15 protein-coding genes are annotated in these 14,528 nt (G+C 44.5%); all 15 read left to right on the top strand.

Features of this window, described 5'->3' with window-relative positions; genetic code table 11:
• Complete coding sequence (locus tag CES81_RS10805) at positions 1–1,464, top strand: phage portal protein (protein WP_089121762.1); 1,464 nt, start codon at positions 1–3, stop codon at positions 1,462–1,464.
• A complete protein-coding gene (locus tag CES81_RS10800; protein ID WP_089121761.1) occupies positions 1,461–2,966 on the top strand; it encodes a phage minor capsid protein in 1,506 nt (501 codons plus the stop codon). Before CES81_RS10805 ends, CES81_RS10800 begins: the two co-directional genes overlap by 4 nt.
• 4 nt (positions 2,967–2,970) lie before the next feature.
• On the top strand, positions 2,971–3,183 hold the full coding sequence (locus CES81_RS10795) for a hypothetical protein (RefSeq protein WP_089121760.1): 213 nt from the start codon (positions 2,971–2,973) through the stop codon (positions 3,181–3,183).
• Between the two features lie 114 nt (positions 3,184–3,297).
• Positions 3,298–3,918 carry a phage scaffolding protein gene (locus CES81_RS10790; RefSeq protein ID WP_089121759.1) on the top strand — a complete coding sequence of 207 codons (621 nt, stop codon included), beginning with the start codon at positions 3,298–3,300 and terminating at the stop codon, positions 3,916–3,918.
• A gap of 18 nt (positions 3,919–3,936) precedes the next feature.
• Positions 3,937–4,791, top strand: coding sequence for a N4-gp56 family major capsid protein (locus CES81_RS10785; protein ID WP_089121758.1), 855 nt, complete (start codon positions 3,937–3,939; stop codon positions 4,789–4,791).
• 71 nt (positions 4,792–4,862) lie between these two features.
• Complete coding sequence (locus CES81_RS10780) at positions 4,863–5,099, top strand: Ig-like domain-containing protein (protein ID WP_089121757.1); 237 nt, start codon at positions 4,863–4,865, stop codon at positions 5,097–5,099.
• Between the two features lie 10 nt (positions 5,100–5,109).
• Complete coding sequence (locus CES81_RS10775) at positions 5,110–5,547, top strand: hypothetical protein (protein ID WP_089121756.1); 438 nt, start codon at positions 5,110–5,112, stop codon at positions 5,545–5,547.
• On the top strand, positions 5,544–5,906 hold the full coding sequence (locus CES81_RS10770; RefSeq protein WP_089121755.1) for a putative minor capsid protein: 363 nt from the start codon (positions 5,544–5,546) through the stop codon (positions 5,904–5,906). The genes CES81_RS10775 and CES81_RS10770 overlap by 4 nt, the downstream gene beginning before the upstream one ends.
• Positions 5,907–6,251, top strand: a complete 345-nt coding sequence (locus CES81_RS10765; protein ID WP_089121754.1) for a minor capsid protein — start codon at positions 5,907–5,909, stop codon at positions 6,249–6,251. It begins immediately after the preceding gene.
• Positions 6,248–6,646 (top strand): phage tail terminator protein, encoded by a 399-nt coding sequence (locus CES81_RS10760; RefSeq protein ID WP_089121753.1) that lies wholly within the window; start codon positions 6,248–6,250, stop codon positions 6,644–6,646. The genes CES81_RS10765 and CES81_RS10760 overlap by 4 nt, the downstream gene beginning before the upstream one ends.
• A gap of 21 nt (positions 6,647–6,667) precedes the next feature.
• Positions 6,668–7,351, top strand: a complete 684-nt coding sequence (locus tag CES81_RS10755) for a phage tail tube protein (protein ID WP_439951294.1) — start codon at positions 6,668–6,670, stop codon at positions 7,349–7,351.
• A 12-nt stretch (positions 7,352–7,363) separates the two neighbouring features.
• Complete coding sequence (locus CES81_RS10750; RefSeq protein ID WP_089121752.1) at positions 7,364–7,840, top strand: DUF6673 family protein; 477 nt, start codon at positions 7,364–7,366, stop codon at positions 7,838–7,840.
• A gap of 11 nt (positions 7,841–7,851) precedes the next feature.
• The gene (locus CES81_RS10745) at positions 7,852–8,487 is read left to right on the top strand and encodes a Gp15 family bacteriophage protein (RefSeq protein WP_089121751.1); all 636 of its coding nucleotides are present in this window, start codon (positions 7,852–7,854) and stop codon (positions 8,485–8,487) included.
• Positions 8,488–8,490: 3 nt separating this feature from the next.
• Positions 8,491–13,773, top strand: coding sequence for a phage tail tip lysozyme (locus CES81_RS10740; RefSeq protein WP_089121750.1), 5,283 nt, complete (start codon positions 8,491–8,493; stop codon positions 13,771–13,773).
• Positions 13,774–13,785: 12 nt separating this feature from the next.
• Positions 13,786–14,528 (top strand): phage tail domain-containing protein (locus tag CES81_RS10735; protein WP_089121749.1); only part of this gene is annotated, 743 nt, incomplete at its 3' end.

Here is a 14,528-nt window from a genome sequence, read left to right as displayed (position 1 = left end):
ATGGTTAATTCATTAAGCAAGATTACGGATGACGCACGGATCAGTATTGATCCAAAAGAATATGAACGCATTGATCGCGATATTGATTATTATTCAGATAAGTTGGCCTACGTGAAGTACATGAACTCATACGGTCAGTACAAACGCCGGCCACGCAATACCATCAACATGACGAAGACCGCTGCACGCCGGCTGGCCTCAATCATCTTTAATGAGAAGGCTGAAATCAGTATCAAAAACGACCAGCAAACAAACGACTTTATTAATCAAGTGCTGTTAGACAACGACTTCAAGAACCAGTTTGAAGAACAGCTGGAACGCGGTATTGCCATGGGCGGTTTTGCCATGCGGCCATATGTCGACAATGACAAGATTAAGATTGCTTGGGTCAGGGCTGACCAGTTCTATCCACTGCATAGCAACACCAACAATATTTCCGAGGCTGCTATTGCTAGCAAGACCACGGTTACCGAGAATCACAACAATGTTTACTACACGTTGCTAGAGTTCCATCAATGGCAGGGACTGGATTACATCATCACTAATGAGTTGTACCGCAGTGAGGACCCAACCCAAGTTGGTATGCAAGTTCCGCTGAACAGTTTAGAGAATTATGAAGACCTGGCTAACCAAGTCTTGATTACTAACTTTGTTCGACCGTTGTTCGTCTACTTTAAAACGCCTGGCGCTAACAACGTCACGTTAGACAGTCCACTAGGCTTAGGCATTGTTGATAACGCTAAGCATATCTTGGACAACATCAATACCACGCATGACCAGTTTATTTGGGAGATCCGGTTGGGCAATCGGCGGATTGCAGTTCCTCGGACCATGTTAAAGACTGATGATGCCCACCCGCCGATGTTTGACAGTGAGCAGAACGTGTATGCGCCGCTGCTAACTGATGATATGACGCAGGGCGTGACTGATTTAACCAGTGATATTCGTACGCAACAATATACGGATGCTATGAACCACTGGATCGAAGAACTGGAAACGCAGATCGGTTTGTCGACTGGTACGTTCAGTTATGCAGATTCCGGGTTGAAGACCGCTACTGAAGTTGCCAGTGACAACAGCATGACCTATCAGACCCGTTCAAGCTATCTGACAATGGTCGAAAAAGCGATTGATGGCTTATGTGAAGCTATCCTCGAACTGGCTGGCCAAGGTCAGTTATTCAGCAATGGTCAACCGCTTTACACCTATGACTTAGTCAACAAGCCATTAGAGGTTGAGTGCCACTTTGATGACGGTATCTTCGTTGATAAGGACAAGCAGCTAGATGAAGACACCAAGACGTTGCTTGCTGGCGCATTATCCAAGCAGACATTCTTGCAACGCAATTACGGCATGTCAGACGAAGAAGTTCAGCAAGAGCTGGCAAAGATTCAAGATGAAGCACCTGAAACGACCCCTGAAGGACAGCAGTTTGAAGATGAAACCGGTGGAGATGGTGAATGATGATTACGCAGGACAGCATGCAGCATGATGCCGACGCCTCAATTGGTATCTATACCAAGCTGGAGCAGGATATCTATGCCAAGCTGATTGATACGCTGAAGCATACCCGCTATTCCAAGGTCGACAAGAACAACGCATTAGCCTGGCAACTGGAACAGCTATCTAAAATGGGCGTGCTCACTGAGTCAGTCGTTTCAATGGCTGCTAAATTCACTAAGACCAGCAAGAAATCGCTGGAACACCTGATTAAAGAAAATGGGATTCAGATCGTGGATGAAGTTGACGACGATTTGAAGCACAAGCTTCACAAAAAGGTGGCAGTTTCACCCGATATCCGCAATACCATCAACTCCATGATGAATCAGACGTGGAAGGACTTGGATAATAGCGTCAATGAGTCATTATTGACCAGAAATACGCAAAATAATGCTGCTTTGAGAGCGTATCAAGGAATTATCAAGCAGACGACACTGGAAACAGTAACAGGGCTTAAAACGCATGAACGAGCTTTTGCTGATACGGTCTATAAATGGATCGGTGCCGGCTTGTCGTCGCCATTAACTGACAAAGGCGGCCATCACTGGTCACTGGAAGGCTATTCACGCATGGTCATTCAAACGACTGCCCATCAGACGTTTAATAACCTACGCCTGAAACGGATGCAAGACTATGGTACGCATTTAGCGGTGATGACTTCTCATCCTGCTTCACGTCCAGCCTGTGCCTATATACAAGGGCAAGTTGTAAATGTAGTTCCTCCTGGCAATCAGTATTACAACGATAAGTACGACAGTATTTATAATCATGGATACGGAAAGCCTGCCGGGACTCAAGGCATTAATTGTGGACATGAGCTGATCCCATTTATTGATGGTGTCAACACAAACAACCAGCCTCAATATGACCCTGACGAAGCAATTGCTAAAGGCAAAGTGGTACAGAAACAGCGGAGCCGTGAACGGGCTATTAGGGCGACTAAGAAGCAATTGGCAGCTGCCCAGGAATTAGGCGACGAACAGGGTGTGCAGCATTATAAAAGTCAGCTAGCGAACCAGCAAAAGAGCGTGCGCGAGTTAGTCAAGAACCATGATTTCCTAGCTCGAGATTACAGCCGTGAAAAAGTAGTTTTAGGACCTCAAAAACAGTATAATAAAGCTAAGTTAAGACTGGATCAACGACACACGTTAGCACAAATAAAATCAGGTGCGTGGGGCACTAAAGTCAATGCAGATAAGCAAGCGCCACATATGAAATCGACACATGGTAAAGGTAAGAGCTATTTTGATGATTCGGTTGATGCGCAGAAGCTAGTTGATAAGTATACTGGTAAAGGTAAGTTGATAGAGCAAAAAAACGGCTTTAGTAATCGAGAACTGGTTACCGGTGTTAAATTACCAGGTAAAGTAATCACACTAGATGGGACAGGGCTTCCAATCACTGGGTTTACAATTCACCATTCAAAACAACGAACACACGTTGTACCATATGCTAAAAAGGAGTGATTTTATGGCAATTGTGCAGTATTTTAAACACCGAGTTGCGGTCACCTATACTGATGGAGAGGTCCTTACAGGGCCAGTGGTCGACTATACGGTTGCCGGCGATAATGATCCGGAAGAGGAATCAATTGTAATTATTCCTGAATCGGGACGCTTAAAAGGCAAAGAAATTATCATTGATGAACATGAAATTAAAAACATTAAGCAATTGGATGACTAATAATTAGCCATCCTTTTATTTTGACCTGAGTATGTCGTTAAACTGCTTATTTTTAATGCCGTCTATTCGCGCGGGTCGTAACCGCGTAATAAAAGAACGTTAGGAGAGATAGACATGAAACGTAGTGAATTAACTGATTTAGGTTTGAACGACGAACAAGTTGAAGGGGTGATGAAACTAAACAATGCTGATATTAGTCCTTTAAAGTCTCAACTAACGAGTGCTGAACAGGAACGTGATTCCGCTAACAGTCAATTGACTGAACACGAAAAGCAATTAACTGCGCTGAAGAAGTCAGCAGGCGACAATGACGAACTGAAAGACCAAATTAGCCAACTTCAAAAGGAAAACAAAGAGTCAAAGACCAAGTTTGAAGCTGAATTAGCTCAAACGCAAAAGGACAATGCAATCAACCTTGCTCTAAGAGACGCCAATGCACGTGATGCTAAAGCGGTTCTGCCATTCATTGACCAAGACACTGTCAAACTTGATGAAAACGGCAAATTAACCGGTTTAACTGAACAACTGGAGAACCTCAAGGGCGATCATGATTACTTGTTTGACACGAGTGCTAATCCAGACGATCCAGATGATGGCAGTAACGGCACAAATCAAAGCACTATCAAAGTAACTCAAGGCGGCAACCCTGGCACCGGTAGCAATAACGGCAAGCCGGATATCGCCAGCATGAGCTATGACGAAGTCGTTGCTAACTTGCAACAGGCAAACCAATAAAATTAGGAGGTATCTGTTATGGCAGATCCAGATTTAAGTACAACAACCACTAAGGACACACAAGTAATTCCTCAAGTGATGGCCGCAATGATTGCAGCACAGTTACCCAAGGCAATTCGGTTCACACCGATTGCTACCGTTGATAGCACATTAGTAGGCCAACCAGGTGACACAATCACCGTGCCACGCTATCAATATATCGGTGACGCACAAGACGTTGCTGAAGGCGGCGCTATTCAATACAAACAACTCACCACTGGTACAACGACTGCAACCATTAAGAAAGCTGGTATTGGGGTTCAACTGACTGATGAAGCCATGTTATCCGCATACGGTGACCCTAAGACGGAAGCCGCACGTCAAATCGCTATCTCAATCGCTTCTAAAGTGGATAACGATGTTTTAGCAACTGCATTAACTGCACCATTGACGGTCACGGCTGACCCAACATCATTAGATGTCATTGACGCCATCGAAACGGCCTTCAATGATGATGACAACCCACTGAACTTTGAAGACTCATCACCAATCACCGGGACTATCTTCATGAATCCGGATGATGTTTCTAAATTGCGTAAAGCCGCAGCTGATGACTGGACTCGTGCCAGTGATTTAGGTGATTCAATCCTGATCAGCGGTACTTTTGGAGAGTTGCTGGGCTGGCAGATCGTTCGCTCACGTAAAATCAAGACTGGCCAAGCCTTAGCGGTTAAGCCAGGCGCTATCAAGCTCTTGATGAAGCGTGCAGTGACTGCTGAAACTGCCCGTGATATTGACCATAAGCTCACCAAGCTCAATGCTGATGAACACTATGGCGTATCTATCAATGATGATTCTAAAGTATTGGTCATCAATGCAGCGTCAAAACAGTAGCCCCCGCTGGTAACGGGGGTGCTCAAGAAACTCAGACTACACCGGCAAACGTTGCAGTTACTGGTATCACCATGAGTCAAAAGACAGCCGCTATGAAGACTGGCGACTCTAAGCAGTTGAGTGTCACAGTGGCACCGGATAATGCTACTGATAAGACCGCAACTTTCAGTTCTAGTGATGAAACTGTAGCAACAGTTGATGCAACTGGTTTGGTTAAGGCAGTTAAGGCTGGGACAGCAACGATTACAGCCACCCTTGATGGCAAGACTGATACCACAGCCGTAACTGTTACTGATCCAACAGCTTAGAGGTGATTAAATGACGTTGCTAACATATCAGGATTACACAGATTTGGGCTTTGCTTCGATTACTACGCAAGCCGCTTTTAAAAATATTGAAATCGATGCTGAGACGTTGATCAATATGACTACCGATAATTTTTATAATCCTGACTTTGGTTGGCATGATCTGCAGGCTGATTTGAACTCAGCTATGCCCTCCGTTCGAGGACGTGCTCAGACTTTTAGACGGGCAATTGCGATGCAATGCGACTTTAGTCAAGAAGTGGGCGCCAGTACACCAGTTGGCATTGACGCTCAAAGCAATCTGACTGAAGTAGAGATTGGTCGCACGACTGTCCAGCGTGATGCAGCTGATTCAGCACCAGCGACGTTTGGAAAAACGGGCTTGTCTAACGTTGTAGCCGAAATGCTGCAGTCGGTTGGGCTAATGGCAAGGGCGGTGCATTACCGATGATGCCAAAACCACCGCGTAACATGTGCAATCAAACCATCACCTATGAGCCAGTTGACCAATCTGACACCGCTCAAACGGATGATTGGGGCAATCCGATTAAGGTAGCCCCGATCACCATTAACAATTGCGTTGTACAACCGCAGACCATTTATTCCGGTAGCAACAACGACCGGACAATCGTGGCTAATGCAGTTGTCTTTTTGTATGCCGGGATTTCGGATCCCTTGCCAACGATAGCCAAGAACAATGTTGGTTCTGTAATCACGTTTGAAGGGCAAAAATACACGCTGACACAGATTGTTGATAACCGTGAGCCATTCAGTAACGAACTGTATTCATACGAGTTGGAGGTGCTTTAAATGCCAATTAATGTGTCAGTGAATATTGGAAAAATGGAGCAGACTAATGGTCCCTTTGATATAAAAAAGGCTCAATACGCTTTGATGGATCAAGCAATGAGCGATATGGATCAGTTCGTTCCGAAACTTTCGGGACATCTACGTGGTGAAGTTCATCTGAATGACGACAATGATGAAATCACTTATACCGAGCCATACGCGCGTGCTCAATTTTATGGGTTTATCCATGGCTACCGTGCCCATATTTACACTACTCCAGGGACTAATAGGCGATGGGACCTTAGGGCAAAATCACTATTTATGTCTAAATGGCTTAAAGCTTTTGAGGATGGCGGTTTTAAATGAGTCAATCGAATGATTTAATGGTTCAGCTGTTAAAGACAATCAACACTATTGATGGGCTGCCAATGAAATGCAAATTAGGTTATCTCACAGCGGGTGAAGCGTTTGACTTATATCCACTACCAGGCAGTCGGTTGCTCAAACAGGACTACAGTGGTACCCAGCACTGGCAAATGAATTATGAAGTCGGTTATCGCACGAAGAACCAGGAAACGGCTAATACCGTACTCTGGATCGTTTCGCAGGCGTTAGACCTCACAACCAGCGTTGAAAGCGCCAATGGCAGTTATACGTTTGAATCACTTGAGATAAATGGCCAGCCGTCTGTCAGTGAGCAGGATACGCAGGGCTATACGACCTACATGCTAGATTTTTCAGTCTATATCTATACGAATTAACAAATAAAAGGAGAAAAAATAATGTCATTATTTGATATGAACTACCTCAACAAATACTATATCGACACTAATCGAGGGCAAAACCCTGATCCTAAAGGTGACGACGTTACCAAAGCAAAATGGGCACCATTAGCTGCAGGTATTAACACCGTTACACCAGCTTCATCAGATACCACCGATAACACCCCGTACTATGACGGTGACGGCTTCACTGATACTGATGTCACTGGTAAAGCAATCACGTTAGCCTTTTCCGGTAACCGAGTTATTGGTGATCCTGCGCAAGAATTTGTTTCTAATCACTTCCTGTCAATTGGTGCCAACTTGAAGACTTTGGCTAAATGGGTCAACCCACAAGGCCAAACCATCTATTCTAACGTCACGCTGACTGCTATTGTTCCAACAGGTGGTGCTGCCAACGTTAAGCAAACCTTCAGCTTCACCATGTCATTTAACGGCAAGCCATTCATGGAAGATGCTAACGGCCAAGATATCCAGTTCAATTTGGATTCATATGATGGTACTGCTGGTGTGATTGATGATGACGGAAATCAAGATACTCAATCGGTTACTAATCCAGCTAATACAGGTACTGGCACCGGTTCAGCTCCTGCAACAACACCAACTGACGCGGGGTCAGGCTCTGGTTCAGGTTCAGGAACCCCAGCAGATGGTTCAGGTACTGGCACGGGAACAAGTAAATAGGGGGCTTAACTGATGGAGACACCACAAACAATTGATTTATTTGGCAAGCCACAGAATTCGATTCAATGCCAATTAGGTTCAGAAACTAAGACGCTGGTATTCAATGATGACTTTCATCGGCGTATCAGCAATGTCCAATTGCAAATTGAAGAGATTCAGAAGCCATTGTTAGATGACGAAAAGGCTAAGAAGCTCGATGATCTGCCTCTGAATGAACAGGAAAAGACGATCTCTAATATCTATGCTAAATTACGCAGTGCATTATCCGGTTTCTTTGATGAGACCTTTGGTGAGGGCACTGGCAAACAGATCTATGAAGCCAAAAGCGGTGATTCACAGGCCGTTATGCTTTTATTCCAGCAATTCAATGAACTGGATGACCGTTTTCACAAGGAAGAACAGAACCGTACCATGTCCAAGTACGGCAACCGGAAAGCACGCCGGGCATCTAACAAGGGCAAGCAAAATAAACCCGCTAACGAAGGTTAGGGGGCTTCTTTATGCTGAGTTTAACTGAACCATTGATGGAAGGCGTCACAATTGGCGATGACCAATGGGAAATCAATCTCAGCTTTGACAATGTTATTCGCTACTACGAAATGATTGAAGATGACCAGCTGACTGATTCTGAGAAAGTCGTTGAGGCTTTCAATATGTTCATCGGGTCAGCCGAGGAATTTAGCACGGAAGCTATTGTGGACACTGTTCAGCGAATCGCAGCATATATTCAGCAGACGCCTTATGGGAACAACCCCGGCAGTGACGGCAATCAACCACAGCGAGATATGGCTGGTAATCAGACCCAGCCGGAGCATTATTTCTCATACGTGCAAGATGCTGAAGCTATCTATGCGTCATTCATCTACGATTACGGCATGGATCTGATTGATATGCAGGGAAAATTGCGCTGGGAAAAGTTCAAGGCTTTGCTTGATGGACTAAGTACCAAAGCAATTCTGTCACGAATCATTGAGATTCGACAACGTTCAACCACAGGCTTAGAAGGCGAAGATCTGGTTCAGCTGACCGAAGCTCAGAGCTACTACGCCTTAGACGAATACAAGTCGGCAGAAGCGCTTGACCAGCAGGCTGGGGATATCTTCAGCATGTTGGCAGAGAAAGCAAAGGAGGGGTAATTCATGGCAGCAGATGGCACGATTAAAATAGATTTACTCCTCAATGACGGCAAGTATCGTGACGATATCCGAGCTGATAATCGGTTAGCTAAAGATTTCGGTAAAGGTGCCGGTGAACAATTAGACCGGTCTTTCAAGGCGAACGCTGATAAGGTAAACCAGCAGGCAAAGTCCACGCACGAAAAAGTTAAGCAGACTTTTTCAAATGATGTGCACCAACAGGTTAAGTTAGAGGATTCGCAAGCCAAAGCGCAAGCAAACGACTATAAGCGGATGCTCAACGAAATGCCCAAAGATGTGCGCACAAAGCTGACTACTGAAGCCAAAGAACAAGGCATTCGCAATTTTGATGAATTGCTCAGAAAGCTCCCTGCTCGCCAGCAGGTTGAGTTGCTAACCAAGGTACAAAAGGGACAGACGATTAATTTTGAACAGGAATTAAAAAAGATGCCTCGTTCGATTGTTACTAAAGTGCGCCTCGATAAAGGCACAGCTAGTGCTGGTTTAACAGATCTGAAAGAGAAAGCATCACAAGTTGAAGGCAAGTTCACTCACCTTAAAACAGTCATAGGTGGGACATTTATTGGTGGTGTTGCTGCCAATGGAGTGCAACAAATCGCTGGATTTCTTTCAGGATTGGTTGGCGATGCAGCAGCGGCCTCCGATGCAATTTTTAAATTCAGATCAACAATGAAACTAGCCAAGATACCCAAAGCTGAAATTGCATCAGATACTAAGGAAGTTCAGAAATATGCAAATCAAACTGTCTACGAATTAGGCGATGTATCGAATACGACTGCTCAATTGGCTGCCAATGGTGTTAAGGGTTATATGAAGTTGACTGAAGCGGCAGGTAACCTGAATGCTCAAGCTGGTGGGAATGCTAACACATTCAAATCAGTTGCTATGATGCTTACTCAAACTGCTGGTGCAGGTAAGCTAACAACTGAGAACTGGAATCAGCTGGCTGACGCAATTCCTGGAGCTTCGGGTGTACTCCAAAAGGCCATGAAAAAGAATGGTGCCTATACTGGCAACTTTCGGGATGCGATGGCAGCTGGGAAAATTAGTTCAGATGAGTTTAATAAGGCAATTATGCAACTTGGGATGAATGATGGTGCTAAGAAAGCTGCCAAGAGTACTACGACATTTGAAGGTGCTTGGGGTAACCTGGAAGCTACCGTAGTTACCAAAATGCAAAATATGATTAATGCTATTGGTAAAAAAGACATGACCGATGCTATCAACGCGGTTGGTGATGCTGCTTCTAAACTCGGAGATGCTTTAATCAAAACTATCTTGTGGATGAAAGATAATAAGCAGGTAGTTAAAGGATTTGCACTTGCTCTAGGTGGTTTATTTGCTACTAAGAAAATATTAGATTTTATTCTCTATATGAGTAAAGCTAGAAAGGCTTTATTAGAATTTAAAGCAGTTGATTCAGTGACTAGCGTGTTTGGTGGACATGGCAAAAGCGCTGCAGTGAAGACAGTTGGTACAACGGCAGAAGCTGACTTGGGTACGGATGCAGTAGCTGCAACAGCTACTAAATCGTCAGGATTCTTTAGCAAGATATCCAGCTCAAAACTAATCGGTTTTGGTAAGGGAATTGGTGGCAAGCTGCTTGCCGGAATAGGCATTGCTATTTCAGCTTTTGATCTGTTTAAAGGTTTAACCAGTAAGAAGTCTGACAAGCGATATAAGAATATCGGTAAAGGTGCTGGTGGCCTGATTGGTGCCGGAATTGGTTTTGCAATCGCTGGGCCACCCGGTGCAGCAATCGGCAGTGCCATTGGTTCGGTTGTTGGTGGTGCCGTCGGCAAGGCAACTAAAAAGTTCGCTAAAGGCTGGAATTCATGGTCGAAAGGCTATAAGCCGCATGGATTTATTGCCAAGATTGGTTTTGATTTTCATGAAGGTGCCCACAGACTAAACAACTGGATTGCGGGTGTTGAAAAACATCATCATGTGATTGGCTTTGCAATTCGTATGCTTGAAGGCTGGCGGAAGGTTGTTATGGAACCAGCTAAGCTGTTTGGACGGACGCTAAAACTAGGTACCGCGAATGCTTGGGATGTTGTCAAAGGATTGTCTAAGCATAACTGGAGCAGTATTCTGAAAAGCTTAGGCAAAAACTTTAAGACCTGGTACAAAGGTATTGGCTCAGATATCGGTAATATATGGGACTCATTTACCCACAATAGAAAGACTGAAAAGGAACCAAATCATAGGAAAGAGCCTGATAAAAAGCAACCGGCTAAAAGGGAGTCCACTAGAGACGCCATTGACAAAGTTGCTACAACTCACGTTTCAAAACGGGATATAACTAATGTAACAGCAATGACCAGCGCAATTAAGTCATATACCGGTGCATTACGAGGGCTAAAGTCCTCAATCAAGAACAATGACCCAACACACGAATTGAACAGCATGAATAATCGGCTGGATAAGTCGATTAAAAGCTGGAATAAATTAGCGTCGCCAATCAAAAAAATGGGCGACGCTTTTAAGACCCTGGCTTCGTTCAGCAGGACAATGAACAAGAACGATGCTTTTGCCGAGCTAAACCATGACTTGCCTAAACTTCAACGCACGCTAAAAGATTCTAAGGTTGGTCAATACATTAAGAATATCTCAGGTGATATCAAGAACAGTAAGATCTCCCAGAACATGAAAGCTGTCACGAAGTCCTTAAGCAAGGATATTGGCACTTGGAAGAATATCGCTAAACCAATTAAGGCCATCAGCGGTTCCTTTGATTCGCTGAAGAAATCCATGAAGTCATTGAGTGGTAAGAACGATCCATTTAGTTCACTTGATAAGCATATCAGAACGCTTAACCATGATTTAAAGAAATATGATATCGGTAAAGCTATTAGATCATTGGTGTCAAAAGTTAATAGTGCTACTAAGAATTTAAAGTCTGTTAATAAATTTAATTCTTCGATTAGAAGTATTGGTACTGCCATAAACTCAGCTCAAAAAGCTATCAGTAGATTTACTACCACAATCAAACATAACTGGAAGTCAGCCTGGAACAGTTTAGACAACACTGCCAATTCAAGCCTGAAATCAGTTAGTCATAAGATTTCGAAGCGTTTAGATGATATTCATGACACCATGTCAAGTGGAGAATCGCATATTCGTAAGGGATGGCATTCATTCTGGAACGGGCTGAATGATTTTACTGGCTCAGTTTTAGGCGATATTCGTTCAACCACTCATAAGGGTATGAAGAAAATCATTGGTACTATCAACGACGCCATTAGTGGTGTTGATAAGGTGATTTCGAAATTCGGTGGTAAGTCAGAAACCATTTCATTGATCAAGTATGCAACTGGTACTGGGGTTGGTGGCGGTGTTCGCCGGCCAATCACTCAGCCCACGTTTGCCATGCTCAATGATGGCTTCGATTCGCCCGAAACCGGTAACCGTGAAATTGTAGCATTGCCAAATGGTGGTGCATTTAGTCCATCTGAACGCAACTGGACAGGTATCCTGCCAGCTGGTGCGGAAGTGCTAAATGCCCGTGAATCAGCACCATTTCTAGGCGGTATGAGCCATTATGCATCAGGGACTGGCTTTTTGAGTGGCTTTAACATGTCTAAGCAGATGGAAAAGCTATTCGACAAGCTAAGTGGTGGCATGAAGTCAATTGCTTCAGCTGCACAAGGATTCGCTAAGAATCCGCGTAAGTCCTTTGACTCAATGGTTAAAACTCCTAATCAGACTGGTGCTGGTATGAATGCTTTGAGTAGAAGCATGATCAAACCGGCCAAAAAGCAGGGTGAAACTTGGTGGGGTGAGGTTTGGAACCAAATCACCAGTGCCATGCAGTCCGGTGATGGTTCTAGTGCCGGTGGAAACTGGCGTCATAATCCAGGTATGCCACTAACTAATGGTTTTGGTGCATCACGTTCGTTCGGTTCACATGACGGGAATGACTTTGCTGGCCCATTAGGTAGCCCTATTCTTGCCATGCATGGTGGAACTGTAACTCGTACAGGAAAACCAGTGTGGGATTATCGAGATTTAGGTGATGTTATTACTGTTAAAAGTGATGATGGCTATCAGGAAATCTATCAAGAATTTGGTGGCTTAGGAAACATTAAAGTTAAAGTTGGTGACCACATCAAAACAGGCCAACGTATTGCAACTTTAGGTCGCTTAAATGGATCAGGGACAGGCCCTCACGTCCATGTTGGATTGGCCCATGGTTCATTGTGGGATCATGGTGGTTCATCTACTCACGGATGGCTAGATATCACTAAGATGCATGGAAAATCAAGTGGTAATGATTCCGATAGCAAGAAGAAGGACAAAGGGCCAAAAGTATCATCTGGACTAGGAAAACTGGTCAAGAGCGAACTTGGTCCTGGCGTCTTCAAGTGGGTTCAAAAGCATCTGGCGCCGTTGTTTTCTGATGATGGCGGGAGTATTGGTAGCTTCGGCTTAAGTGGCTCAACAATGAGCCGTGCCAAAACATTAGCTTCCGCTTTAAAGAAACTATATCCTTCAGCAACTCGTAATGGGATTGCTGCTATTTTAGGTAACTGGTCGTTTGAATCTGGTTTGAATCCAGGCATTCAAAATAGTATCGGTGCTTCCGGCTTAGGCCAATGGCTAAGCGGAAGGTTCAGCAATCTGCAGCGTTTCGCTAAACGTCACGGCAAGTCATGGAAAGACCCATCAGCACAATTGGAATTTGCTTTACGAGGTGAAGGTTCCGACTCAGCTATCTTTAGGCGCATCGTTTCCGGCCATGGTTCCGTTGCTTCATTGGCCAACGCCTTTTCAAGCGAATGGGAACGTGGCGGTTTCAATGCTAGTCACGTTGCCGGTGCGCAGAGAGTCGCTGCTGCATTACATTCCAATGGTGGCTGGAACGTACCTGGAATGCTCAATATCTTTGGTGAGAAAGGTCAAGATGAGGTTGTAGTCAATCCAAAGAAAGATACAGCTGAGCCGCTGATTTTGCAGGCTATCGCAGCACGTATCAAAGAATCCCCAAACGGGTTGTTTGCCAAAGCTTCCAACGTGGTTAAGACCAGTAAGCAGCAGAGTATCAGAGATACCGCTAACGTTGCTCACAATGTTGCCACACCGAGAATTGTTGTTGACCAACGTGAAAACAGCGTTGATTTAAGCAAGATTGAGAAGTTACTGGAAGCAAATAACCGTAAGAACAACACTGTTAAAGTTGATTTGGATGGTAAGAAGATCAGTAAGAATACAGATAAACACCAGGCACAGGAATACTTTCGCCAAGCCTATGCTTTGGGATAAGAGGGTGTTGATATGAGCGAAAATTATTGGACGAAGGTCAGCGTCGGTGGTCAAGTAACAGACATCACCACTAAATGGCCATTGAAGATGAAAGAAATACAGGATCAAGGCGGGCAGTATGCGACTTCCGACATTACCCCGCAGGGAATGGACGGTATCTTGCACCAAACTAATACATTTGCGCCGTTTTCCCTGACAATCACCTACCGGGTACACGCTTACGACAACTATGACTTTCAAAACATTGCTTTTGAGATGAAACAACTGCTCAATCAGCGTGATGCTTATTATGTCTGGACCGAGAAACAGCCTGGTCGCTGGTACAGTGTGAATAAATGCGACCTAACGTGGACTCGGGTTGGCGCTGCAGTGGCTGACTTCACTTTGGCTTGGAATGTCTGGAAAGGTTACTCTGAGTCACGTCTATCAACGCTTGATTATGGCAACTTGGATCATGATAGCTGGGCGTTTTCCATGGGGATTGATACTGACAAAGTTCAGTATCAATTTACTAGTAATCAGTTTCGGGTATACAACGGCGGTATTGATATCATGCCAGAAATGGATATGCCGTTGAAATGGTCGCTTAAGTGTACGGGTAATCCAGTGATTACTAATAACACGACTAAACGCTCAATTGCCTATACTGACAAGCCAATGACCAGTGATCAGACCCTTTCCATGGACGGAGTATATCCATATTTGAACGATGAACATTGTGGTCGTTCTACTGATCACGGGCTGTTAACCTTGGC

Origin of the sequence: Secundilactobacillus pentosiphilus, from assembly GCF_002217985.1 — a bacterium.
In the GTDB taxonomy this organism is placed as follows: domain Bacteria; phylum Bacillota; class Bacilli; order Lactobacillales; family Lactobacillaceae; genus Secundilactobacillus; species Secundilactobacillus pentosiphilus.
Note: the sequence above shows the minus strand (reverse complement) of the source record. Positions and strands in the feature narration are given on the sequence as shown.

Coding starts and splice junctions, on each gene's coding strand:
- CES81_RS10790 (WP_089121759.1), top strand. CDS start 3,298: ATGAAACGTAGTGAATTAACTGATTTAGGTTTGAACGACGAACAAGTT.
- CES81_RS10800 (WP_089121761.1), top strand. CDS start 1,461: ATGATGATTACGCAGGACAGCATGCAGCATGATGCCGACGCCTCAATT.
- CES81_RS10775 (WP_089121756.1), top strand. CDS start 5,110: ATGACGTTGCTAACATATCAGGATTACACAGATTTGGGCTTTGCTTCG.
- CES81_RS10755 (WP_439951294.1), top strand. CDS start 6,668: ATGTCATTATTTGATATGAACTACCTCAACAAATACTATATCGACACT.
- CES81_RS10785 (WP_089121758.1), top strand. CDS start 3,937: ATGGCAGATCCAGATTTAAGTACAACAACCACTAAGGACACACAAGTA.
- CES81_RS10750 (WP_089121752.1), top strand. CDS start 7,364: ATGGAGACACCACAAACAATTGATTTATTTGGCAAGCCACAGAATTCG.
- CES81_RS10765 (WP_089121754.1), top strand. CDS start 5,907: ATGCCAATTAATGTGTCAGTGAATATTGGAAAAATGGAGCAGACTAAT.
- CES81_RS10740 (WP_089121750.1), top strand. CDS start 8,491: ATGGCAGCAGATGGCACGATTAAAATAGATTTACTCCTCAATGACGGC.
- CES81_RS10745 (WP_089121751.1), top strand. CDS start 7,852: ATGCTGAGTTTAACTGAACCATTGATGGAAGGCGTCACAATTGGCGAT.
- CES81_RS10795 (WP_089121760.1), top strand. CDS start 2,971: ATGGCAATTGTGCAGTATTTTAAACACCGAGTTGCGGTCACCTATACT.
- CES81_RS10770 (WP_089121755.1), top strand. CDS start 5,544: ATGATGCCAAAACCACCGCGTAACATGTGCAATCAAACCATCACCTAT.
- CES81_RS10760 (WP_089121753.1), top strand. CDS start 6,248: ATGAGTCAATCGAATGATTTAATGGTTCAGCTGTTAAAGACAATCAAC.
- CES81_RS10805 (WP_089121762.1), top strand. CDS start 1: ATGGTTAATTCATTAAGCAAGATTACGGATGACGCACGGATCAGTATT.
- CES81_RS10780 (WP_089121757.1), top strand. CDS start 4,863: ATGAGTCAAAAGACAGCCGCTATGAAGACTGGCGACTCTAAGCAGTTG.